The organism is Delftia tsuruhatensis, assembly GCF_903815225.1.
Classification (GTDB): domain Bacteria; phylum Pseudomonadota; class Gammaproteobacteria; order Burkholderiales; family Burkholderiaceae_C; genus Comamonas; species Comamonas tsuruhatensis_A.
In genome coordinates, this window is sequence record NZ_LR813084.1 from 399,556 (window position 1) to 421,457 (window position 21,902).

Consider the following 21,902-nt stretch of genomic DNA (forward strand, 5'->3'; position numbering starts at 1 on the left):
CATGGAAGCCGTCTCCCCCACCATCATCCACCTCATCATCTTCGTGCTGGCCATCTACGTGGGCTACCACGTGGTGTGGACCGTCACGCCCGCGCTGCACACGCCGCTGATGGCCGTGACCAATGCCATCTCGGCCATCGTCATCGTCGGCGCCATGCTGGCGGCGGCGCTCACGGAAACGGGCCTGGGCAAGACCATGGGCGTGCTGGCCGTGGCGCTGGCCGCGGTCAACGTCTTCGGCGGCTTCCTGGTCACGCGGCGCATGCTGGAGATGTTCCGCAAGAAGGAGCGCAAGAGCGCCCCTGCCAAGGACGGCAAGACGGAGGCCCGGCCATGAGCATGAACCTCGTCACGCTGCTCTACCTGGTGGCCAGCGTCTGCTTCATCCAGGCGCTCAAGGGTCTGTCGCATCCCACCACCTCGATACGCGGCAACCTGTTCGGCATGGCCGGCATGGTGATCGCCGTGCTGACCACGGCGGCGCTCATCGTGCAACTGGCCGGCGGCCAGGCGCTGGGCCTGGGCTGGGTGCTGCTGGGCCTGCTGCTCGGCGGCACGGCCGGTGCCGTCATGGCCCAGCGCGTGGAGATGACCAAGATGCCCGAGCTGGTCGCCTTCATGCACAGCATGATCGGCCTGGCGGCGGTGTTCATCGCCGTCGCCGCCGTGGCCGAGCCCTGGGCCTTCGCCATCACGGCCAAGGGCGGCCCCATCCCGGGCGGCAACCGGGTCGAGCTGGCGCTGGGCGCCTTCATCGGCGCGGTGACCTTCACGGGCTCGGTGATTGCCTTCGGCAAGCTCAGCGGCAAGTACAGGTTCCGCCTGTTCCAGGGGGCGCCCGTGCAGTTCAAGGGGCAGCATGCGCTGAACGCCGTGCTGGGCCTGGCGGCGGCCTTCTTCGTCTTCGGCTTCTGGCACAGCCAAAGCTGGATGGATATCGTGCTGGTCATCGCCCTGGGACTGCTGCTGGGCGTGCTGCTGATCATTCCGATCGGCGGCGCGGACATGCCGGTGGTCGTGTCCATGCTCAACAGCTACTCGGGCTGGGCGGCGGCGGGCATCGGCTTCTCGCTGAACAACAGCATGCTGATCATCGCGGGTTCGCTGGTGGGCAGCTCGGGCGCCATCCTGAGCTACATCATGTGCAAGGCCATGAACCGCTCGTTCTTCAGCGTGATCCTGGGTGGCTTCGGCGGCGAGGCCACCAGCGCGGCGGCGGGTTCACAGCAGCAGCGCAACGTGAAAAGCGGCAGCGCCGACGATGCGGCCTTCGTGCTGGGCAATGCAGAAACCGTGGTCATCGTGCCCGGCTACGGCCTGGCCGTGGCGCGTGCCCAGCACGCGGTCAAGGAGCTGGCCGACAAGCTCACCGAGCGCGGCGTGACGGTGAAGTACGCCATCCACCCGGTGGCGGGCCGCATGCCGGGCCACATGAACGTGCTGCTGGCCGAGGCCGAGGTCCCCTACGACCAGGTCTTCGAGATGGAGGACATCAACAGCGAGTTCGGCCAGGCCGACGTGGCCATCATCCTGGGCGCCAACGACGTGGTGAACCCTGCGGCCCACACCAAGGGCAGCCCCATCTACGGCATGCCCATCCTGGAGGCCTACAAGGCCAAGACGGTGATCGTGAACAAGCGCTCCATGGCCGCCGGCTATGCGGGCCTGGACAACGAGCTGTTCTACATGGACAAGACCATGATGGTCTTCGGTGACGCCAAGAAGGTGGTGGAGGACATGGGCAAGGCGCTGGAGTGAGGCGCTGCGTGGCGCAAGGGGCGGCGCGAGCCGCTCCTTGCGCTCACAGCTTCATGTCATAGCCGATGGTCACCGGCGCATGGTCCGAGAACTTCACATCCTTGTAGATGTGCTCGGTGCGTGCCAGCGCGGCGGTGGCCGGCGTGGCCAGGTGGTAGTCCAGGCGCCAGCCCACGTTGTTGGCATAGGCCTGGCCCCGGTTGCTCCACCATGTGTAGCAGGTGTCCGTGGTGTCGGGCTGCAGCAGGCGATAAACGTCCACCAGACCGCCCGTGGAGTCAGTTTTGTGCAACAACTTTGTCATCCATTCGCGTTCTTCAGGCGTGAAACCGCTGTTTTTCTGGTTGCTGCGCCAATTCTTGAGGTCGATCTGCTGATGGGCGATGTTGATGTCTCCGCAGAGGATGAATTCGCGCTCGGCCTTCATGCGCATCAGGTGCGCATGCATCTCGGACAGGAAGCGGAACTTGGCCGTCTGCCGCAGCTCGCCCGAGCTGCCGCTGGGAAAGTAGGCGCTGATGATGGACAGCTTGCGCGAGGGGGTATCGAAGCGGGCCTCCACGTAGCGGCCCTCGGCGTCGAACTCGTGCGATCCGAAGCCGACCACCACGTCGCTGGGCTCGTGGCGGCTGTAGATGCCCACGCCCGAGTAGCCCTTCTTCTCGGCATAGTGGAAATGCCCGCGCAGGCCGGCCAGCAACTCGAAGCGTCCGGCCATGTCCGCGGCCTGGGCCTTGATTTCCTGCACGCAAATACAATCCGGCGCGGTGGCCTCGATCCAGGCTTCGACGCCCTTGGTCGAGGCCGAGCGGATGCCGTTGAGGTTGAGGCTGGTCAATTTGAACAAGGATGAATCCATGGTGGTGAGTAATCTGCAGGCCGACGGTGCAGGCCGTCTGGCGCAGGAGTTTGTGCAATTCGCCGTTGATGCGGGGGTGCTGCGCTTTGGCGAGTTCAAGACCAAGGCCGGGCGCATGAGCCCGTATTTCTTCAACGCCGGCCTGTTCGACGATGGCGCCAAGATGGGCCTGCTGGCCGAATTCTATGCAAAAGCCATCGTGGCCAGCGGCATCGAGTTCGACATGATCTTCGGCCCGGCCTACAAGGGGATCCCGCTGGCGGCCACGGTGGCCGTGGAGTTGGCGCGCCTGGGTCACAACAAGCCCTTTGCCTATAACCGCAAGGAAGCCAAGGACCATGGCGAAGGCGGCACCCTGGTGGGTGCGCCGCTCCAGGGCCGGGTGCTCATCGTCGATGACGTGATGAGCGCAGGGACTGCGGCGCGCGAGTCCATCGCCATCATCCGTGCGGCCGGCGCCACGCCGCATGCCGTGGCGATCGCGCTGGACCGCCAGGAAATGGCGACCGAAAATGGGCAGGACGTGCCCCACAGCGCCGTTCAGTACGTGCGCAACCAGCTGGGCATGCAGGTCTGCACCATTGCCAAGCTGGCAGACTTATTGCTTTATCTCGAGATTCAGGGGGGCGATGCGGGCAGCGCCCACCATGAGCGCGTGCTGGCCTACCGCCAGCGTTACGGAGTCCATGACGAGGGATAAAGGTTGATGAACAGGGCGTTGCATGCAAGGTTGCTGTGGTGTGCCATGGTCTGGGCCGCGGCAGGACCTGCCTGTGCCTTGGATGCCGGCCTGCCGGCCGGCATCTATGCCTGTACAGACGCCAAGGGCCGGCGCCTGACGGCCGACCGCCCGATTGCCGAATGCGTGGACCGCGATCAACGCGTTCTGGGCAGTTCCGGCGTGGAGTTGCGCCGCGTGGGGCCCTCGCTGACGGAGAACGAGCGGGCCGAACTCGATGCCCAGCGCCGCCGGGACCAGGCCGAGCAGCGCCGCGTGCGCGAGGAGCGCTCCCGCGAGCGCGCGCTGATCATGCGCTACCCCAACCAGGCCGCGCATGACGCCGAACGCGCCGAGGCCATTGCCCAGGTGGACCAGGTCGTCGCCGTGGCCCGCCAGCGCCAGCAGGATCTGCAGACGGCACGCACCGCGCTCAATGCCGAGATGGAGTTCTACAGGAAGGACCCTGCCAAGGCGCCGGCATCGCTGCGCCGCCAGGTCGATGAGAACACGGCCTCGCAGGAGGAGCAGCAGCGCTTCATCCTGCAGCAGGACCAGGAAAAGCGCCGCATCCACGAGCGCTTCGATGCCGAGCTGGCACAGCTGCGCCCGCTGTGGGCCGCCAACGCGCGCCGTTGAGCCGCAGCAACCCCTGCCACCCTCCCTGAGTCGAATTCGTCCTGCACGCGGCGCGCGCATGCGAGGCTAGGCTGTGCGCATCGAGTCCGCAGGCTGGCATCAAGGGAGCATGCATGACGGCGTGGCGTTGGTTGATGGCACTGCTGCTGTGGGGCGCGGGAGCTTGGCTGGCCTGGGGCGGCGCACAGCTGCTGCTGGCTGGCGGCAGCAGCTATTACCTGATCGCAGGGCTGCTGATTCTGGTCACGGGCCTGGGCATGGCGCGCCGATCGGCGCTGGCGCTGTGGCTGTTTGCCCTGTGCCTGCTGGGAACGGCGCTGTGGGCCGTCTGGGAGACGGGGATGGACTGGTGGCCGCTGGCTGCCCGCCTGGGATGGCCCTGGCTGATCGGATTGCTGCTGGTGCTGCCCTGGTCGGTGCGTGCGCTGCGCCATGAACCGGACATGGGCCAGAACCGGGGCCTGGCGCCTGCCCATGCGGCGCTGGCCATGGTGGTTCTGGGCACCGCCGTGCTGGCGGGCCTGTCTTTCGCGCGCCAGCGCGATGCCCACGAAACCGATGGCCGCTTTGCCGGGCCCGCAGCGGCGTCCTCGGACCTTCCGGCAGACGGGCAGGTCACGGCCGTGCAGAACATGTCCATGGTGGCCGCTGAATCCGGCGCCTTGCGCAGCCCGCCTGTACTCCGGGGCGAGGCGGCGGACGCCGTGCCTGACGGCGAATGGCATGCCTATGGCCGTACCGGCGCCGGCCAGCGCTACTCGCCACTGCGCCAGATCGGCACGCACAATGCGCGGCTGCTGCAACTGGCCTGGGAGTTCCGTACGGGGGACGTGCGTGGCAAGCCCGGTGACCCGGAGGAAACCACCTTCGAGGTCACGCCGCTGAAGATCGGAGAACGCCTGTTCCTGTGCACGCCCCACCAGTCGGTGATCGCGCTGGAGGCGACCACGGGCAAGCTTCTGTGGAGGCGCGACTTGCCCATGCCCAAGGGCCTGGCGCTGCAGCATCTGACCTGCCGGGGACTGTCCTACCAGAGCGCGCAGGCTGCCGCACAGTTCGATGCGGCCGCCGGACAGGCGTTCTCGGCGGTGCCGCCGGCAAGGGGCGTGCCAGTCAAGAAGGGCGGCGGCCCGGACATGGCGACATCGCAGCAGCCCGAGGCGCGGCCTTCCGACGATGCATCGCGCTGCTCGGCCAAGCTCTTCATGGCCACGGCCGATGGCAAGGTGGTCGCGCTGGACCCGGCGGATGGCAAGACCTGCGGCAATGTGGCAGGCGGCCTGGGCTACATCGACCTTTGGCAGGGCATGCCGCAGCGCAAGCCGGGCGCATACTATTCGACCTCGCCCGTGGTGGTGGCCCGCGACCGGATCATCGTCGGCGGCACGGTGCTGGACAACCATTCCACGCGCGAGCCCTCCGGCGTGATCCGCGCATTCGACATCCGCTCGGGCCGCCTGCTGTGGGCCTGGGATCCGGGTCGCCCGGACAGCAGCACGCCCCTGCCTGAAGGCCAGACCTATGTGCCCAGTTCGCCCAACAGCTGGTCCGTCTCCAGCGTGGACGAGGCCCTGGGCCTGGTCTACGTGCCCATGGGCAATGCGCCGCCCGACCAGTGGGGCGGCCGGCGCAGCGCCGAGGCCGAGCAGTTTTCCTCCTCGGTGGTGGCCCTGGACGTCGCGACGGGCGCCGTGCGCTGGGTCTTCCAGACGGTGCACCACGATCTCTGGGACTACGACGTACCGGCCCAGCCCAGCCTCATCGACCTGGAGATCGGCGGGCAGAGCGTGCCGGCCCTGGTGCAGCCCACCAAACAGGGTGAGCTGTTCGTGCTGGACCGGCGCACGGGCCAGCCGCTGCTGCCCGTCTCCGAGGTGGCGGCGCCTCAGGGCGCGGCGCGGGGCGACCGCACGGCGACCACGCAGCCGCATTCCCTGCTGAGCTTCAACCCCCCGGCCTTGACCGAGCGCGACATGTGGGGCGCGACACCCTTCGAGCAGCTGTGGTGCCGCCTGGCCTTCCGCCGGCTGCGCTACGAAGGGCGCTTCACGCCGCCGTCCGAGCAGGGCTCCCTGATCTACCCGGGCAACTTCGGTGTCTTCAACTGGGGCGGCGTGGCCGTGGACCCGCGTCGCCAGGTGGTGTTTGCCACGCCCACACGGCTGGCCTTCGTCTCCACGCTGGTGCCCCGTTCCGATGACCATTCGCTGCGCGTGCAGGATGGCGGCCCGCCCAAGGATGGGTTGCCTGCACTCAACGAAAACTTCGGTGCACCCTTTGCCGTGCGGCTCAAGCCCTTCGTCTCGCCGCTGGGCATTCCCTGCCAGGCACCGCCCTGGGGTTTTGTCGCGGGGGCCGACCTGCGCACGGGCCGGATCGCCTGGCAGCGGCGCAACGGCACGCCGCGTGACCTGAGCCCCCTGCCGCTGGGATTTCGCATGGGCGTGCCCGGCATCGGCGGCCCGCTGATGACGGCTGGCGGCGTGGCTTTTTATTCGGGCGCGCTGGACAACTATGTGCGTGCCTATGACGTGGACAGCGGCCGCCAGCTCTGGCAGGACCGCCTTCCCGCGGGCGGGCAGGCCACGCCCATGACCTACCTGGGCACGGACCAGCGCCAGTACCTGCTGGTCGTGGCGGGCGGCCATGGATCGACGGGTACCAAGGCCGGCGACAGCGTGCGCGCCTATGTCCTGCCCAAGGAGGTGACGGCGCCCTGAACGTCCGACGCGGGGGCGGGATCAGGCCGAAGCTGTGCGGCCCAGCATGCGCAGCACGCGCGTGATCAGCAGCGATGCCGCCCAGGCCAGACCGCCGATCAGCAGCGGCAGGCGCAGCAGGGCGCCCTGCTGGGCGAACAGCATCAGGGCATCGGCCTGCCAAAGAGCGGCATAGCCGGTGTACAGGCCATGGGCCAGCCAGGCGAGGGCGCCGACGGTGAACAGCACGGCCATGCGCCGGGCGCTGCGGCCATCGCGCGAATCGGGGGGCAGGCGGCGTGCGCCATGCCAGACCCAGGCCACGGCGGCGAGCACAAGCAGGACGCTGGCCGCCACGGAGAGCACCAGACAGGTATCGGGAGAAAGTGTGGGCATTGCGGGAAGGCCGGGCGCCTGTGGGACGCCGGCCCCGGCCAGTGTAGCGGTGTGCCGGACCGCGCTGCTCAGGCCTGCTGCCAGACCTTGGCGCCGTGGCCCGGGCCGCCGCTGCCGGCAACGGCGTGGATGCCCAGCACGGCCGCATGGCGCTGCAGCAGGGCATCGAATTGCTCGGTGGATTCGGGCGTGGCCGGAGCGTCCTCGTATTCGCTGGCCACCTGGTCCGTGGTGAAGGAACTCGCGCCGAACTTCTGGACGATGTTGCGCAGCTTGTCGAGGTTGGGGCTGGAGGACGGGTTCATGGCAACTCCTGTAGGCATGGCGGCCTGCTGCGCCGCAGGCCGATGCCCCAGTGTAGCCCCGGGGGCCGCACAGGCCACCCGGGGCATCCCCGCAAGGTGGCGTAGTCCTCAGCCGCCCAGGCAGACCGGCCCGGCGCTGAGCACCTCGGCCAGGGGCTTGCGCGGCGTGGGCACCTCGCGCTCGCGCAGGTCGTCGGGCAGGCTGGCGGCATCGCCCCGCCAGCCCACGGCGATCACCACTTCGGGCTCCAGGTGCTCGGGCAGGCGCAGCACCTCGCGCGCGGCTTCGGCCGAGAAGCCGCCCATGGCATGCGTGGCCAGGCCCATGGCGTGGGCCTCCAGCGCCAGATAGCCCCAGGCGCAACCGGCGTCGAAGCTGTGCTTTCCGGGCGAGGCCTGGCGGTCGGACAGCAGCACGATCAGCGCGCCGGCTTCCAGGCACCAGCGGCGGTTGAACTCATTGGGGATGGTGCCGAATGCCTGCCAGTTCGCATCGCCGCGCAGCGCATAGGCGAAGTGCCAGGGCTGCTTGTTGCTGGCCGAAGGTGCCCAGCGCGCGGCATCGGCCAATTGCGCGATCTGGGCCTGGCTCAGTGCCTCGGGCCGGAAGGCGCGGGGCGACATGCGACCCAGGAACTGGGGATGGATGGGGGTGGTGGTATTGCGTGTCATGCGGATAGGCGGAGTCCGGGAAGGAAAGCGGCAACGATAGCGCAAGGCCTCAGGGCTGGCGCGGTGCCTGTCCGTGCTGCTGGCTGATCACGCGCAGGTGGCGCTCCATGCGGATGAAGACCAGCACCATCACCACCAGCACGAGGAAGGACATCAGCATGCTCCAGAAGGCGGTCTCCACGGCGCCGAAGCGCTCCTTCCAGGAACTGCTGCCGTGTCTGTCCTCGCCGCGCAGCGCGCGCGCCGCATTGTCCAGGGACAGCGTGTAGTTCAGCAGCACCGTGGACAGGATCTGCTGGGCGGTCTGCGCCTGCAGCCGCGGCTCCAGCGCGGCATTGCCGAAGACCTGCTCCAGCGCGGCGGGCAGGCCTTGCACGTAGGCCGCGTAGGTGCCCTTGCCGTGCTCCAGTTCGGCGGCCTGGGCACGCTCGTGGATGGCGGCGGCGGTATCCACCGGATCGATCATCCAGCCCGCTTCCTCGTCGGTGGAGGCTGCCGCATCGGCCGCCGCGTCCACGGCCCCGGCGCCGCCTTCGCGCTGCTCGCGCTCCTGGATGCGGCGCTGCACATCGGCCTCGGAGGGCAGGGCATCACCCTGCAGCAGCGGGTGCAGCGGCGCCAGGCCCCGGGCCTGGTTGTCGCGCTCGGTGCGTTCGCGCCGCGCAGGATCCTTGTTCACGAAGGCACGCACCAGGGCGTCGGCCTTCTGGAAGGCGGGGCGCAGCGCCGGATCGGCCAGGCGCTTTTCCATGGCGGGTTCGCCGCTGCCCGCGCCCAGGTCGCGGCTGGTTTCGTCCACGACGAACTGCAGGTCGGGCCTGGCGTCCTTCCAGTTCAATTCCTGGGCCACGGCCTGGGGCGCCTCGGCCTTTGCGGGCCGGAAGCTGTCCCAGATCCACAGCGCCATGCCCACCAGCACGAGCAGGGAGAACACCAGCAGCACCACGCGCACCACCTGCACCAGCAGGTCCTCGATCCTGCGCAGCATGTTTGTAATCATCGGAATCCTCGGTTGGTTCGTAAAACAAGGCCCGCGCCCGGACCGCCTGCGGGGCTGTCCTGTTGCTATGGATTTGAAAGCGCTGAGCCGAGACGCGCGAATTCTAGGAAGGTCGGGATGCGTGGGCGCGCCGTTTCTCAATGTTTTACATTTCGTGCCATTCATGAAGTGTGCATGCGCTCCTTTCATGCCCTTTGGCTTGCAAGGAGCTCCCGTCGGATGGCGGTGCGTCCATGGCCACGGAGGGCATGGTTCCCCCGCTTGCGGGCCGCCAGGCTTTGGGCCTACCCGCTGTAGCGGCTTCCCGAATCCGCTGTAATGATCGTTTTGATTTGACTGACCGAGAGGGCTTGCCCATGACAAAAACGTCGCTGGATAAATCGAAGATCAAGTTTCTGCTGCTGGAAGGCATCCATCCCTCCGCGCTCGAAGTGCTGCGCAACGCCGGCTATACGAATGTGGAAGCGCTGACCGGCGCGCTGGAAGGCGAGGAGCTCAAGCGCAAGATCGCCGACGTGCACTTCGTCGGCATCCGCTCGCGCACGCAGCTGACGGCCGACGTGTTCGCCGCCGCCCAGAAGCTGGTGGCCGTGGGCTGCTTTTGCATCGGCACGAACCAGGTGGACCTGGACGCGGCGCGCGAGCGCGGCGTGGTGGTCTTCAACGCGCCCTACTCCAACACCCGCTCGGTGGCCGAACTGGTGCTGGCCGAAGCCATCCTGCTGCTGCGCGGCATCCCCGCCAAGAACGCCTCGGCCCACCGTGGCGGCTGGCTCAAGAGCGCCGAGAACTCGTACGAGATCCGTGGCAAGACGCTGGGCATCGTGGGCTATGGCTCCATCGGCACCCAGCTGTCGGTAATGGCCGAGTCCGTGGGCATGCAGGTGCTGTTCCATGACGTGGCCACCAAGCTGCCCCTGGGCAATGCGCGCCAGGCGGCCTCGCTGAACGAGCTGCTGGCCACCGCCGACATCGTGACCCTGCACGTGCCCGAGCTGCCGTCCACCCAGTGGATGATCGGTGCGGCGCAAATCGCCGCCATGAAGCCCGGCGCCATCCTGATCAACGCCTCGCGCGGCACCGTGGTGGAGATCGACCCGCTGGCCGAGGCCATCCGTTCGGGCAAGCTGCTGGGCGCGGCCATCGACGTGTTCCCCACCGAGCCACGCAGCAACAAGGAAGAGTTCGCCTCGCCCCTGCGCGGCCTGGACAACGTCATCCTCACGCCGCACGTGGGCGGATCGACCATGGAAGCCCAGGCCAACATCGGCCTGGAAGTGGCCGAGAAGCTGGTCAAGTACAGCGACAACGGCACGACCACCTCGGCCGTGAACTTCCCCGAGGTGGCGCTGCCCGCCCACCCGGGCCAGAACCGCATCCTGCACGTGCACCACAACCAGCCCGGCGTGCTGTCGGCCATCAACCAGGTGTTCGCCGAGAACGGCATCAACATCGCCGGCCAGTACCTGCGCACCGACGAGAAGGTGGGCTACGTCGTGATCGACCTGGCGGCGCAGTCGTCCAGCCTGGCAGTCGAGAAATTGACCCAGGTTCCCGGCACCATCCGCTGCCGCGTGCTGTTCTGATTGCCATGCGACCGGCGCATTGCCGGGCAGCGTTATCGCCCCGGCTGCAGCAGCAAGCGCATCAGGTCCGTGCGCGTGATCACGCCCGTCAGCCGGCCTTCGCGCAGCACGGGGACGGATGGCACGCTGTGCCGGGCCAGCGCGTCCAGCAGCTGGCCCACGGGCGTTTCCTCGTCCACGCTGAGTTCAGGCGCATGGACCAGTTGTGGCAGCTCGGACAGGCGGGGCGCGGCCCGCGTCCTGCCCGGCAGGCGCTGTCCCAGCCAGTTCAACAGGGAGGGTTTCGCTGCAGGTTCCACCGGGCGCAGAGGGCTCAGCCATAGCCACTCGAACAGCTCGGAGCGCGAGACCGTGCCGGCCAGGCGGCCCTCGGCATCGATGACGGGCAGGCTCTTGGCCGGATGCGTGCGAAAGCGTGCCGCGACTGCCCGCACGTCCTCGTCCAGCGAACAGGTCACGGGGTCGTGCGTCATCAGCTGGGCACAGCGCACGCCGCCCAGACGCTGTTCGATGGCGGTGTCCTCGGCGGCGGCCAGCAGGTCGGCCAGGTCGTCGGCTTCCAGGTTGTTTTCCTGGCCGAAGCGCAGCAGCAGCGCCTCCAGGTCGGCGTGGGACAGGCCCAGGCGCGAGGCATGGCGGCGCGCCGTGTCGTTGGGGGCGGCCTTGGGCGCGGTGTCCGCATGGTGGGGATAGCGCCGGCCCGTGGCGCGGTGGAAGGCCACGGCCGCCAGCACCAGGGCCAGTGTCAGCGCGCCCACGGGCAGGAAGGGCAGCATCCAGCCGGCGGCCAGCGAGGCCTTGGCGTTGAGCACCGTCAGCAGGGCCATGGCGCCACCTGGCGGATGCAGCGAGCGCGTCAGCAGCATGCAGCCTATGGCGCCACCCACGGCCAGCGCAGGGGCCAGCTGGGGCGGGCACCACTGCAGCACGAACAGGGCCCAGAGCGCCGACACCGTATTGCCCACCACGCAGGACCAGGGCTGGGCCAGCGGGCTGGTGGGCACAGCGAACAGCAGCACGGCCGTGGCGCCCAGCGGCGCGAACAGGCGCAGGGGAAGATCCCAGGTGCCCGCATGCGCCAGCCAGACCAGGGCCGTGGCCATTCCCATGCCCACGATGGAGCCCATGGCCACGCGCCACATGTCCGCAGGCGCGGGGCGTGGTACCACCGGCCCCCATGCTTTTCTGTTCCAGCCCATTGCCTTGTTGTCTTTTTGTCTTTGCCTGCGCAGCCCCGGGGGAGGGCTGCAAAAGCGCGCCATTTTAGGAAGGGACGCCGCTCTTGCTGGCAGCATGGGCTTTGCACTGCCTTGGTGCAAGCCTGGAAGATTCAGTCCACCACGGACTGGTAGACGCCCTCGCGCATCACCCAGCGGTAGGGAATGCGCTGGGCCATGGACTGCATCATGAGGATGGCGAACAGGTCCTCCTGCGGATCGATCCAGAAGAAGGTGCCGTAGATGCCGCTCCACGAGAAATCGCCCACGCTGCCGGGCAGGGGATTGAGGCCTGGCTGCGTGCGCACCGCAAAGCCCAGGCCGAAGCCCTGTCCCACCTCGGGCGCGGGCAACTGGGCGCCGAAGTAGGTCATGTCCGGTCCCATGCGCACGCTGGCGGGCAGGTGGTTGGAGGTCATAAGCTCCACGGTCTTGCGCGAGACCAGGCGCACGCCGTCCAGCACACCGCCATTGCGCCAGAACAGGCACAGTCGCGCGTAGTCGGCTACGGTCGAGACCATGCCGCCGCCGCCCGACTCGAAGGCCATGGCGCGTGTCACCGGCGGGATCGGCGGCATCTGCCGCTGAGGGCCCTCTGGCTGGGGGCGCGCAGCGCGTGCGATCTCGCTGTCGGGCGCGTGAAAGCCGGTATCCGCCATGCCCAGGGGCCCCGTGATGTGCTCCCGCACGAAAGCCGACAGCGTCTGGCCGCTGACCACCTCGATCACGCGGCCCAGCACATCGGTGGACATGCCGTACTCCCAGGTCTCGCCGGGCTGGGCCACCAGCGGCAGCTGCGCCAGCCGGGTGATGAATTCGGCATTGGTGAGCCTGCCGCCGAACAGGCCTGCCTCCAGGTACAGCTTCTTGACCGGGTGCTCGGTGCCCGCGAAGCCGTACGGAATGCCCGAGGTGTGGCGCAACAGGTCCTGCAGGGTGATGGGCCGTGCCAGCGGCGCGCGCTCCAGGCCCACGCGCAGGGCGGACAGCTCGGGCAGGTATTTGTCCACGGGCTCGATGATGGACAGCCGGCCCTGTTCGGCCAGCATCATGATGGCCAGCGAGGTGATGGGCTTGGTCATCGACGCGATGCGGAAGATGGCATCGGGCCGCATGGCCGTGCCGGCCTCGGGGTCGAGCTGGCCGAAGCTTTCCAGATAGGCCAGTTGCCCGCGCCGTGCCACCAGGGCCACGGCGCCGGGGATCTCGCCTGCGTCCACGCCGCGCCGCAGCCGTGCCGACAGGCGCGCCAGGCGCGCGCTGCCCAGGCCCACGGATTCAGGGGAGTCGGCCCAGGGCAGGCCGGGGATGTGCAGGCGATCGGTAGTGGTCGGCATGGTGTCTCCTGGGGTGGGAAGCTGCCGATTCTGGAGACAGGGCGCGGCGGACGCTGTTCAGTCCGGGACAGCGCCCGGAGCGCGGACGAAAAAAAAGCCCGCCACGGCCTGGACGGGCCTGGCGGGCGGCCGCGAGGCCGTCAGGCCAGCCTGGCCTTCATCAGCTCGTTGACCTGGGCCGGGTTGGCCTTGCCCTTGGAGGCCTTCATGACCTGGCCGACCAGGGCATTGAAGGCCTTGTCCTTGCCGGCCTTGTACTGCTCGACATTGGCGGGGTTGGCGGCGATCACCTCGTCGATGATCTTCTCCAGCGCGCCCATGTCGTTCATCTGCTTGAGGCCCTTGGCCTCGATGATGGCGTCCACATGCTGGCCTTCGCCCGTCCACAGCGCCTCGAAGACCTGCCGGGCGGCGTTGTTGGAGATGGTGCCGTCCTGGATGCGGGCGATCAGCGCGGCCAGCTGGCCGCTGGTGACCTTGGCGGCCTCCATGCCGATTTCCTCGGTGTTCAGGCGGCGCGAGATCTCGCCCATCACCCAGTTGCTGGCCAGCTTGGGGGCATTGCAGGCCTTGGCCGTGTCCTCGAAGTAGGCGGCCATGGCCTGGCTTTGCGTCAGCGTGGTGGCGTCGTATTCGGGCAGGCCGTACTGTGCCACGAAGCGCGCGGCCATGGCGCGCGGCAGCTCGGGCATGGCAGCCTTGACCTGCTCCACCCACTCGGGCGCCACCACCAGCGGCGGCAGGTCCGGGTCGGGGAAGTAGCGGTAGTCGGCCGCGTCTTCCTTGGTGCGCATGGAGCGCGTCTCGCCCGTGTCCGGGTCGAACAGCACGGTGGCCTGCTGGATGCGGCGGCCGTCCTCGATCTCCTCGATCTGCCAGCGGATCTCGTAGTCGATGGCCAGCTGCATGTTCTTGAAGCTGTTGAGGTTCTTGATCTCGCGGCGTGTGCCCAGCGGCTGGCCGGGCTTGCGCACGGAGACGTTGGCGTCGCAGCGGAAACTGCCTTCCTGCATGTTGCCGTCGCAGATGCCGATCCAGGTGACGATCTGGTGCAGCGTCTTGGCGTAGGCCACGGCTTCCTCGGTGCTGCGGATGTCGGGCTCGGTCACGATCTCCAGCAGCGGCGTGCCGGCACGGTTCAGGTCGATGCCCGACTGGCCGATGAAGTCCTCGTGCAGCGACTTGCCGGCGTCCTCCTCCAAGTGGGCGCGCACCAGGCGGATGGTCTTTTTCTCGTCGCCGAGGAAGAAGGACACTTCGCCACCCTGGACCACGGGAATCTCGAACTGCGAGATCTGGTAGCCCTTGGGCAGGTCGGGGTAGAAGTAGTTCTTGCGCGCGAAGATGCTGCGCGGCGCGATGTGCGAGCCCAGCGCAAGTCCGAGCTTGATGGCGCACTCGACGGCCTTCTTGTTCATCACCGGCAGTGTGCCGGGCAGCGCCATGTCCACGGCGCAGGCCTGGGTGTTGGGCTCGGCGCCGAAGGCGGTGCTGGCGCGGCTGAAGATCTTGGACTGGGTGGCCAGCTGGGCGTGGGTCTCGAAGCCGATGACGACTTCATAGCCCTGGATGAGTTTCGCGGTCATGGAGGTTCAGATGCCCTTCGGAGCTTGAAGGTGGAAGTCGGTGGCCTGCTGGAAGCGGTGGGCGGCGTTGAGCAGCTGGCCTTCCTTGAAGTAGTTGCCGATCAGCTGCAGGCCCACGGGCATGCCGCCCTCGCCAAAGCCGGCCGGCACGCTCATGCCGGGCAGGCCGGCCAGCGATGCGGGCAGCGTGAAGATGTCGGCCAGGTAGTTGGCCAGCGGATCGCTCTTGCCGCCGAGCTGCCAGGCCACGGTGGGCGCGGCGGGGCCGGCGATCACGTCGCACTGCGCAAAGGCCGCCTGGAAGTCGTCGGCGATCATGCGGCGGATCTTCTGCGCCTGCAGGTAATAGGCGTCGTAGTAGCCCTCGGACAGCACATAGGCGCCGATCATGATGCGGCGCTTGACCTCGTCGCCGAAGCCTTCGGCGCGCGTCTTCTTGTACATGTCCACCAGGTCCGTGTAGTCCTTGGCGCGGTGGCCGAACTTCACGCCGTCGAAGCGCGACAGGTTGGAGGACGCCTCGGCTGGGGCCAGGATGTAGTAGACGGGAATCGACAGTTCGGTACGGGGCAGCGAGATCGGCACCAGGCGGGCGCCCAGCTTCTCGTACTCCTTGAGCGCCGCATCCACGGCCGCGCGCACGTCGGCCGACAGGCCTTCGCCGAAGAATTCGGCGGGGATGCCGATGCGCAGCCCTTCGATGCTGCCAGCCAGGCCTGCCGTGAAATCCTCGGCCGGCATGTCCAGGCTGGTGGAGTCGCGGTCCAGGTCGGGGCCGCACATCTCGGACAGCAGCAGGGCGCAGTCCTCGGCGCTCTTGCCCATGGGACCGGCCTGGTCCAGGCTGGACGCGAAGGCGATCATGCCGTAGCGGCTGGCGCGACCGTAGGTGGGCTTGATGCCGGTGATACCGCAGAACGAGGCGGGCTGGCGGATGGAGCCACCCGTGTCGGTGCCGGTCACGGCCGGCGCCAGGCCGGCGGCCACGGCCACGGCCGAGCCACCCGAGGAGCCGCCGGGCACGCGCTCCAGGTTCCAGGGGTTGCGCACGGGCGCGGGAGCATCGAAGCCCACGGGCGCGATGGCCGAGTTCTCGTTGGCCGAGCCCATGGCGAATTCGTCGCAGTTGAGCTTGCCCAGCGTCACGGCGCCGGCCTCGGCCAGGCGCGTGACCACGGTGGCGTCGAAGGGGGAGCGGTAGCCGGCCAGCATCCTGCTGGCGGCCGTGGTCGGGAAGTCGCGCGTGACGAAGATGTCCTTGTGGGCGATGGGCACGCCGGCCAGGCGGGCGCCCTTGCCCTGGGCTATCAGCACGTCGGCTGCGCGGGCCTGGGCCAGGGTGGCCTCTTCATCGATGGCCACGAAGGCACCGAGGTTCTGGTGGGCCTTGGCACGGGCCAGGAAATGCTGGGCGGCTTCGACGGCGCCGAGCTTGCGCTCGCGCAGCAGGGCCGACAGGGCCGACACGCCGAGCGTGTGCAGATCAGTGGTTTGCTGGGTCATGTATGGAATGCGGAAAACGGGGACGGATGCCAGGGGCGAGGCTGGGCGCGTGGTGCCCGGCGCTTACTCGATCACCTTGGGGACCAGGAACAGGCCTCGCTCGACGGCGGGGGCGCTGCGCTGGTTGGCCTCGCGCTGGTCGGGTTCGCTGGCAATGTCCTCGCGCAGACGCAGGGCAATGTCCTGGATGGCGGCGACCGGATGTGACAGTGGGCTGACGCCCGAAGTATCCACAGCCTGCATCTTCTCGACGATGCCGAAAAAGCCGTTGAGTTGCGTCAGCATGCGCTCACTCTCTGCGGGGGAGAGTTCAAGTCGTGCGAGGTTCGCGATGCGTGTGATGTCTTGTGCGTTCAGTGCCATAGGAATTTTGAAGGGGGCAACGGGATGTAAACCCGTATTTCCAGCCCCGGCAGTAGAAGTTATTCACAGGGGATACGGTATTATCTCGGCTTTGCCGCAAGACCCTCGTCGAGCCGGTCATTGTGCGAAAAGCCAACCCATCCAGACTCCCTAACTTTCATCCCGGCGATGGCAGGCCGACGAGCATGCCGTGCCTGAGAGGACTCTCGTAATGTTCGGAGCTTTCCGTCGGTATTTCTCCACCGACCTTGCCATCGATCTTGGCACAGCCAACACCCTGATCTTCGCCCGCGACAAGGGCATTGTCCTCGACGAGCCCTCCGTCGTCGCCATCCGCCACGAAGGCGGCCCGCACGGAAAGAAGGTGATCCAGGCCGTGGGCGGCGAGGCCAAGGCCATGCTGGGCAAGGTGCCCGGCAACATCGAGGCCATCCGCCCGATGAAGGACGGTGTGATCGCCGACTTCGTCATCACCGAGCAGATGATCAAGCAGTTCATCAAGATGGTGCACCCACGCTCGGTGCTCACCCCCAGTCCGCGCATCATCATCTGCGTGCCCTGCGGCTCCACCCAGGTCGAGCGCCGCGCCATCAAGGACGCGGCCGAGGCTGCGGGCGCCACCTCGGTCTACCTGATCGAGGAGCCCATGGCCGCCGGCATCGGCGCGGGCCTGCCCGTGTCGGAAGCCTCGGGCTCCATGGTGGTGGACATCGGCGGCGGCACGACCGAAGTCGGTGTGATCTCGCTGGGCGGCATGGTCTACAAGGGCTCCGTGCGCGTGGGCGGCGACAAGTTCGACGAGGCCATCATCAGCTACATCCGCCGCAACTACGGCATGCTGATCGGCGAGCCCACGGCCGAGGCCATCAAGAAGAACATCGGATCGGCCTTCCCGGGCTCCGAGGTCAAGGAGATGGAGGTCAAGGGCCGCAATCTCTCCGAAGGCGTGCCGCGCAGCTTCACCATCTCGTCCAACGAGGTGCTGGAAGCACTGACCGACCCGCTCAACCAGATCGTCAGCGCCGTCAAGAACGCGCTGGAGCAGACCCCGCCCGAGTTGGGCGCCGACATCGCCGAGCGCGGCATGATGCTGACCGGCGGCGGTGCGCTGCTGCGCGACCTGGACCGTCTGCTGGCCGAGGAAACCGGCCTGCCGGTGCTGGTGGCCGAAGAGCCGCTGACCTGCGTGGTGCGCGGCTGCGGCATGGCGCTGGAGACCATGGACCGCCAGGGCAGCATCTTCACCAGCGACTGATACGGCGCCGGCCGGGGCCCGTTGTCGCGGGCCCGGGGCAGCCGCCGCCTGACTGCAACGTTTTTCTTCTCCCTTCCGTGGTGACCTGCATGCTTGCCCTGCCTTCCTCCGCACCGGGCCCGGCCCGTGCTTTCCAGGCCGCAGAAGGTTCGGCAGGGCGGGGTCTGCCGGACGCGAGGGCCGCATGAATCCCAACACCCTGGACCACTCGGCGCCATCGCTGTTCAAGCGGCGACCCTCCCGGGTCTCGCAGCTGGCCATCTATGGCGCGCTGGCGCTGTTCCTCATGGTGGCCGACGCCCGCTTCAAGATCACCGACCCTGTGCGCGTGGCCGTCGCCACCGTGCTGTACCCCGTGCAATGGGTGATGCTCAAGCCCGTGGAGGCCGTGCATGACGCCAGCCGCTATCTCGGCTCGCTCGACGAGGCGCAGGCCCGCGAGCAGTCGGCCCGCAAGGAGCTGGTGGCCATGGCGCAGCGCGCCTCGCTGGCCGACGAACTGATCCAGGAAAACGACCACCTGCGCGAGCTGCTGCAGCTGCGCGAGCGCCTGACCACGCCCGGCACGGCGGCCGAGGTGATCTATGACAGCCCCGATGTCTACACCCGCCGCGTGGTCATCGACCGCGGCCAGGTGGACGGCATCGCCCAGGGCTCGCCCGTGCTCGACGAGAAAGGCGTGGTCGGCCAGGTCACGCGCGTGTATCCGCTGCGTGCCGAGGTCACCTTGCTCATCGACCGTGACCAGGCCATCCCCGTCTTCAACCCGCGCACGGGCGCGCGCAGCGTGGCCTACGGTGACCCGTCTCCGCTGCGCACGGGCGGTATCGAGCTGCGCTTCATGCCCAGCAACGCCGATGTGCAGGAGGGCGACTTGCTGACCACCAGCGGCGTCGATGGCCTGTACCCGCCGGGTCTGCCTGTGGCCAAGGTGGTCTCGGTGGAGCGCCGCGCCGACTCGGCCTTCTCGCGCATCTACTGCGAGCCCGTGGGCCGCGTGCAAGGCGTACGCCATGTCATGGTGCTCAAGCCGCTGGACCGTGCCACCCATCCCGAGGCCGAAGGCGCCGCCGAGCCGATCCGCGCGGGCAAGGGCAAAGGCAAGGACGGCAAGGGCAAGGAGGCGTCCAAGGACGGCGGCAAGGGCGGCAAGGGCTCCGCGCCCGCCACCTCCGCACCGAAGAAGGAGCCCGCATGATCATGCCGCGCGGCCAGCAGCTGTTGCTGCCGGTCAACCCCCTGTTCATCGTCGTCAGCCTGCTGGCGGCACTGGCACTCAACATGCTGCCGCTGGGCCGCCAGGCCTGGCAACCCGATCTGCTGATGGTGCTGCTGGCCTTCTGGGCATTGAACCAGCCCCAGCGGGTGGGCATGGGCGTGGCCTTCTTGCTGGGCCTGTGCATGGATGTGGACCGGTCCTCCCTGCTGGGCCAGCATGCGCTGGCCTATGCGCTGCTGGTGTTCGCCGCTGGCGCGATGAGCCGGCGCCTGTCCTGGTTCTCCACGCCCGTGCAGGCCCTGCACCTGCTGCCGCTGTTCGCCCTGGTGCACGGTTTGCAGGTGCTGCTGCGGATGGTGGCGGGCGGCCTGCTGCCCGGTGTGCCGGTGTTGGTGGCGCCCCTGATCGAGGCCTTGCTGTGGCCCCTGGTCAGCGGCCTGCTGCTGGCGCCGCAGCGGCGTCCCCCGGACAGCGACGAAAATCGTCCCTTGTGATATGAAGGCTCCCCTGCGTCGCTTCGCGCCTCCCCCCCTCGCGCTACGCGGGGAGGGGCGCATGGGCAGCCAGCGACAGCCCCGCTGCGGGGCGGCCCTTGCTTGCTGTCCCGTGTTTGTGGCCGCGCCCGTTGGCGGAGGCCGGGGCCTGCGTCCGGCGCCGCGGACTGCTGGATTGCCCGAAGGCATGGGGGCCGGGGCATGATGGAAATACGCAATACGGAAGCCGAGCTGCAGCGCTTTCGGCTGCGCGCATGGGTGATGAGCGTGGTGGTGCTGCTGGCTTTCGGGCTGGTGGTGGCGCGGCTGCTGGTGTTGCAGGTGCAGCGCCACGAGGAACTGGCCGAGCGCGCCGAGAGCAATCGCACGGCCGTGGTGCCCATCGTGCCCAACCGGGGCCAGATCCTGGACCGCAACGGCGTGGTGCTGGCCACCAACTATTCGGCCTACACGCTGGAGATCATGCCATCGCGCGCAGGCAATCTCGAGGAGACCATCGACGGTCTGGCCGAGATCGTCGAGATCACGCCGCGCGACCGGCGCAAGTTCAAGCGCCTGGTGGACGACTCTCGCAGCTTCGATTCCCTGCCCATTCGCACGCGGCTGACCGACGACGAGGTGGCGCGCTTCGCTGCCCAGCGCTACCGCTTTCCGGGCGTGGACATCAAGGCGCGGCTGTTCCGCACCTACCCCATGCAGGAGACGGCCAGCCATGTGATCGGCTATATCGGCCGCATCAACCAGCGCGAGAAGGAGGCGCTGGAAGACTCCGACGACGCCGCCAACTACCGCGGCACCGACGTCATCGGCAAGCTGGGCGTGGAGCAGAGCTACGAGACCGACCTGCACGGCCAGACAGGCTGGGAGGAGATGGAGACCTCGGCCGGCGGCCATGCGGTGCGCAAGCTCGGCAGCCGCCCCGCCACGCCGGGCGACAGCCTGGTGCTGTCGCTGGACATCAAGCTGCAGCGCATGGTGGAGGAGCTGTACGGCGACCGCCGCGGCGCCCTGGTGGCCATCGATCCGCGCAGCGGAGAGGTGCTGGCCATGGTCAGCCGCCCGACCTTCGACCTGAATCTCTTCGTCGATGGCATCGACCAGGAAAGCTGGGCCGCGCTCAACGAGTCGATCAACCGGCCGCTGCTCAACCGCGCGCTGCGCGGCACCTACCCACCGGGCTCCACCTACAAGCCCTTCATGGCGATTGCCGCGCTGGAGTCGGGCAAGCGCCGGCCCGAGACCACCATCATGGACAACGGCAGCTGGACCTTCGGCGGCCACACCTTCCGTTCCGGCCACCCCAACGGGCCGACCAACCTGCGCCGCTCCATCATCAAGTCGTCCAACGTGTACTACTACATGCTGGCCAACGACATGGGCGTGGACATGATCCACGACTACATGAAGCCGCTGGGCTTCGGCCAGCTCACCGGCATCGACGTGCGCGGCGAGGCGCGCGGCGTGCTGCCCAGCACCGAGTGGAAGCGCAACACCTACAAGCGACCCGAACAGAAGAAGTGGTATGCGGGTGAGACCATCTCGCTGGGCATCGGCCAGGGCTACAACAACTTCACCATCCTGCAGCTGGCCAACGCCATGTCCACGCTGGCGGCCAAGGGCGTCAAGCACCGGCCCCACCTGGCCGTGGGCCGCGTCGATGCCGTCACCCAGCAGTACTCGGCCATCAACAAGGATCCGGGCACCAGCATGGGCTACAAGCCCGAGAACGTGGAAGCCGTGCGGGCCGCCGTGGCCGCCGTGACGGTGGAGGGTACCTCGCGCGGCATTTTCGGCAACGCGCCCTACACCTCCACCGGCAAGACCGGCACGGCCCAGGCCGTGGGTGTGCGCCAGAACGAGAAATACAACGCGGCGCGCCTGTCCGAGTTCCAGCGCGACCACTCGCTGTACATCGCCTATGCGCCCGCCGACAACCCGACCATCGCCGTCGCCGTCATCGTGGAGAATGCGGGCTTCGGCGCCGCCGCCGCCGCGCCGCTGGCGCGCCGCGTGTTCGACTACTGGCTGCTGGGCCGCTACCCCAGCCTGGAGGACATGGCCGCCATGCGCAAGGGCCAGGCCGGCGTACCCATAGGCGCACCGCGACGTGTCTCCGAGATCACGCTGGACGCCGAGACCGTGAACCTTCCCGGCCTGCCGCGCTACGAACCTCCCGAGGCCGCACCTCCCGCGCCCGCAGGCCGGCCCGCGGCACTGCCGCCACCTTCGGCGGCCGAACTGGAGGATTGAATGAAAAAGAGCTGGCATTGCCAGCTCTTTTTTGATCCACCGGTCC

20 protein-coding genes are annotated in these 21,902 nt (G+C 68.2%); 10 read left to right on the forward strand and 10 right to left on the reverse strand.

All coding sequences use genetic code 11. The features are described from left to right. The first annotated feature begins 1 nt into the window (after nt 1). Nucleotides 2-337, forward strand: coding sequence for an NAD(P) transhydrogenase subunit alpha (locus L1Z78_RS01800; RefSeq protein ID WP_234639877.1), 336 nt, complete (start codon nt 2-4; stop codon nt 335-337). Continuing rightward, nucleotides 334-1,758: an NAD(P)(+) transhydrogenase (Re/Si-specific) subunit beta gene (locus L1Z78_RS01805; protein ID WP_234639878.1), complete on the forward strand. Its 1,425-nt coding sequence runs from the start codon at nt 334-336 to the stop codon at nt 1,756-1,758. The genes L1Z78_RS01800 and L1Z78_RS01805 overlap by 4 nt, the downstream gene beginning before the upstream one ends. A gap of 43 nt (nt 1,759-1,801) precedes the next feature. Here the strand turns inward: L1Z78_RS01805 and L1Z78_RS01810 are convergent, their stop codons facing one another. Then, complete coding sequence (locus L1Z78_RS01810) at nt 1,802-2,605, reverse strand: exodeoxyribonuclease III (protein WP_234639879.1); 804 nt, start codon at nt 2,603-2,605, stop codon at nt 1,802-1,804. A gap of 10 nt (nt 2,606-2,615) precedes the next feature. Between L1Z78_RS01810 and pyrE the strand changes: the two genes are divergently transcribed. The 3 genes from pyrE to L1Z78_RS01825 all read left to right on the forward strand — a co-directional run bounded on the left by pyrE (nt 2,616) and on the right by L1Z78_RS01825 (nt 6,694). Then, the gene (pyrE, locus tag L1Z78_RS01815; protein WP_234639880.1) at nt 2,616-3,317 is read left to right on the forward strand and encodes an orotate phosphoribosyltransferase; all 702 of its coding nucleotides are present in this window, start codon (nt 2,616-2,618) and stop codon (nt 3,315-3,317) included. A 6-nt stretch (nt 3,318-3,323) separates the two neighbouring features. Beyond that, the gene (locus L1Z78_RS01820; RefSeq protein WP_418921665.1) at nt 3,324-3,974 is read left to right on the forward strand and encodes a DUF4124 domain-containing protein; all 651 of its coding nucleotides are present in this window, start codon (nt 3,324-3,326) and stop codon (nt 3,972-3,974) included. Between the two features lie 113 nt (nt 3,975-4,087). Beyond that, complete coding sequence (locus L1Z78_RS01825) at nt 4,088-6,694, forward strand: membrane-bound PQQ-dependent dehydrogenase, glucose/quinate/shikimate family (RefSeq protein WP_234639881.1); 2,607 nt, start codon at nt 4,088-4,090, stop codon at nt 6,692-6,694. 21 nt (nt 6,695-6,715) lie between these two features. Here the strand turns inward: L1Z78_RS01825 and L1Z78_RS01830 are convergent, their stop codons facing one another. From L1Z78_RS01830 to L1Z78_RS01845, 4 genes are all read right to left on the reverse strand, one after another. Then, nucleotides 6,716-7,069, reverse strand: coding sequence for a hypothetical protein (locus L1Z78_RS01830; protein WP_234639882.1), 354 nt, complete (start codon nt 7,067-7,069; stop codon nt 6,716-6,718). A gap of 68 nt (nt 7,070-7,137) precedes the next feature. Continuing rightward, nucleotides 7,138-7,374 carry a hypothetical protein gene (locus L1Z78_RS01835; protein WP_234639883.1) on the reverse strand — a complete coding sequence of 79 codons (237 nt, stop codon included), beginning with the start codon at nt 7,372-7,374 and terminating at the stop codon, nt 7,138-7,140. Nucleotides 7,375-7,482: 108 nt separating this feature from the next. Then, on the reverse strand, nt 7,483-8,046 hold the full coding sequence (locus L1Z78_RS01840) for a nitroreductase family protein (RefSeq protein ID WP_234639884.1): 564 nt from the start codon (nt 8,044-8,046) through the stop codon (nt 7,483-7,485). Between the two features lie 49 nt (nt 8,047-8,095). After that, nucleotides 8,096-9,046: a hypothetical protein gene (locus L1Z78_RS01845; protein ID WP_234639885.1), complete on the reverse strand. Its 951-nt coding sequence runs from the start codon at nt 9,044-9,046 to the stop codon at nt 8,096-8,098. A 356-nt stretch (nt 9,047-9,402) separates the two neighbouring features. On the opposite strand from L1Z78_RS01845, the gene serA reads away from it, so the two are divergent. After that, on the forward strand, nt 9,403-10,632 hold the full coding sequence (serA, locus tag L1Z78_RS01850; RefSeq protein WP_234639886.1) for a phosphoglycerate dehydrogenase: 1,230 nt from the start codon (nt 9,403-9,405) through the stop codon (nt 10,630-10,632). 32 nt (nt 10,633-10,664) lie between these two features. Here the strand turns inward: serA and L1Z78_RS01855 are convergent, their stop codons facing one another. The 5 genes from L1Z78_RS01855 to gatC form a co-directional block, all read right to left on the reverse strand. Continuing rightward, nucleotides 10,665-11,801, reverse strand: a complete 1,137-nt coding sequence (locus tag L1Z78_RS01855) for an HPP family protein (protein ID WP_234639887.1) — start codon at nt 11,799-11,801, stop codon at nt 10,665-10,667. Between the two features lie 161 nt (nt 11,802-11,962). After that, nucleotides 11,963-13,186, reverse strand: coding sequence for a serine hydrolase domain-containing protein (locus L1Z78_RS01860; protein WP_234639888.1), 1,224 nt, complete (start codon nt 13,184-13,186; stop codon nt 11,963-11,965). A 140-nt stretch (nt 13,187-13,326) separates the two neighbouring features. Next, the gene (gene gatB / locus L1Z78_RS01865) at nt 13,327-14,772 is read right to left on the reverse strand and encodes an Asp-tRNA(Asn)/Glu-tRNA(Gln) amidotransferase subunit GatB (RefSeq protein WP_234639889.1); all 1,446 of its coding nucleotides are present in this window, start codon (nt 14,770-14,772) and stop codon (nt 13,327-13,329) included. A gap of 6 nt (nt 14,773-14,778) precedes the next feature. Then, nucleotides 14,779-16,275, reverse strand: coding sequence for an Asp-tRNA(Asn)/Glu-tRNA(Gln) amidotransferase subunit GatA (gatA, locus tag L1Z78_RS01870; protein WP_234639890.1), 1,497 nt, complete (start codon nt 16,273-16,275; stop codon nt 14,779-14,781). A gap of 63 nt (nt 16,276-16,338) precedes the next feature. Then, entirely contained in the window at nt 16,339-16,638 is a 300-nt protein-coding gene (gene gatC, locus L1Z78_RS01875) for an Asp-tRNA(Asn)/Glu-tRNA(Gln) amidotransferase subunit GatC (protein WP_234639891.1), read from the reverse strand. A 211-nt stretch (nt 16,639-16,849) separates the two neighbouring features. On the opposite strand from gatC, the gene L1Z78_RS01880 reads away from it, so the two are divergent. From L1Z78_RS01880 to mrdA, 4 genes are all read left to right on the forward strand, one after another. Next, nucleotides 16,850-17,893: a rod shape-determining protein gene (locus tag L1Z78_RS01880; protein WP_234639892.1), complete on the forward strand. Its 1,044-nt coding sequence runs from the start codon at nt 16,850-16,852 to the stop codon at nt 17,891-17,893. A gap of 184 nt (nt 17,894-18,077) precedes the next feature. Beyond that, nucleotides 18,078-19,091 carry a rod shape-determining protein MreC gene (mreC, locus tag L1Z78_RS01885; protein WP_234639893.1) on the forward strand — a complete coding sequence of 338 codons (1,014 nt, stop codon included), beginning with the start codon at nt 18,078-18,080 and terminating at the stop codon, nt 19,089-19,091. Further along, on the forward strand, nt 19,088-19,606 hold the full coding sequence (gene mreD, locus L1Z78_RS01890) for a rod shape-determining protein MreD (protein WP_234639894.1): 519 nt from the start codon (nt 19,088-19,090) through the stop codon (nt 19,604-19,606). Before mreC ends, mreD begins: the two co-directional genes overlap by 4 nt. Nucleotides 19,607-19,807: 201 nt before the next feature. Next, complete coding sequence (gene mrdA / locus L1Z78_RS01895; RefSeq protein WP_234639895.1) at nt 19,808-21,856, forward strand: penicillin-binding protein 2; 2,049 nt, start codon at nt 19,808-19,810, stop codon at nt 21,854-21,856. Nucleotides 21,857-21,902: the final 46 nt, after the last annotated feature.

What these genes read in the sequence shown, in the direction of transcription:
- L1Z78_RS01800 (WP_234639877.1), top strand. Translation starts at nt 2, where the DNA reads ATGGAAGCCGTCTCCCCCACCATCATCCACCTCATCATCTTCGTGCTG.
- L1Z78_RS01805 (WP_234639878.1), top strand. Translation starts at nt 334, where the DNA reads ATGAGCATGAACCTCGTCACGCTGCTCTACCTGGTGGCCAGCGTCTGC.
- pyrE (WP_234639880.1), top strand. Translation starts at nt 2,616, where the DNA reads ATGGTGGTGAGTAATCTGCAGGCCGACGGTGCAGGCCGTCTGGCGCAG.
- L1Z78_RS01820 (WP_418921665.1), top strand. Translation starts at nt 3,324, where the DNA reads ATGAACAGGGCGTTGCATGCAAGGTTGCTGTGGTGTGCCATGGTCTGG.
- L1Z78_RS01825 (WP_234639881.1), top strand. Translation starts at nt 4,088, where the DNA reads ATGACGGCGTGGCGTTGGTTGATGGCACTGCTGCTGTGGGGCGCGGGA.
- L1Z78_RS01830 (WP_234639882.1), bottom strand. Translation starts at nt 7,069, where the DNA reads ATGCCCACACTTTCTCCCGATACCTGTCTGGTGCTCTCCGTGGCGGCC.
- L1Z78_RS01835 (WP_234639883.1), bottom strand. Translation starts at nt 7,374, where the DNA reads ATGAACCCGTCCTCCAGCCCCAACCTCGACAAGCTGCGCAACATCGTC.
- L1Z78_RS01840 (WP_234639884.1), bottom strand. Translation starts at nt 8,046, where the DNA reads ATGACACGCAATACCACCACCCCCATCCATCCCCAGTTCCTGGGTCGC.
- L1Z78_RS01845 (WP_234639885.1), bottom strand. Translation starts at nt 9,046, where the DNA reads ATGATTACAAACATGCTGCGCAGGATCGAGGACCTGCTGGTGCAGGTG.
- serA (WP_234639886.1), top strand. Translation starts at nt 9,403, where the DNA reads ATGACAAAAACGTCGCTGGATAAATCGAAGATCAAGTTTCTGCTGCTG.
- L1Z78_RS01860 (WP_234639888.1), bottom strand. Translation starts at nt 13,186, where the DNA reads ATGCCGACCACTACCGATCGCCTGCACATCCCCGGCCTGCCCTGGGCC.
- gatB (WP_234639889.1), bottom strand. Translation starts at nt 14,772, where the DNA reads ATGACCGCGAAACTCATCCAGGGCTATGAAGTCGTCATCGGCTTCGAG.
- gatA (WP_234639890.1), bottom strand. Translation starts at nt 16,275, where the DNA reads ATGACCCAGCAAACCACTGATCTGCACACGCTCGGCGTGTCGGCCCTG.
- gatC (WP_234639891.1), bottom strand. Translation starts at nt 16,638, where the DNA reads ATGGCACTGAACGCACAAGACATCACACGCATCGCGAACCTCGCACGA.
- L1Z78_RS01880 (WP_234639892.1), top strand. Translation starts at nt 16,850, where the DNA reads ATGTTCGGAGCTTTCCGTCGGTATTTCTCCACCGACCTTGCCATCGAT.
- mreC (WP_234639893.1), top strand. Translation starts at nt 18,078, where the DNA reads ATGAATCCCAACACCCTGGACCACTCGGCGCCATCGCTGTTCAAGCGG.
- mreD (WP_234639894.1), top strand. Translation starts at nt 19,088, where the DNA reads ATGATCATGCCGCGCGGCCAGCAGCTGTTGCTGCCGGTCAACCCCCTG.
- mrdA (WP_234639895.1), top strand. Translation starts at nt 19,808, where the DNA reads ATGATGGAAATACGCAATACGGAAGCCGAGCTGCAGCGCTTTCGGCTG.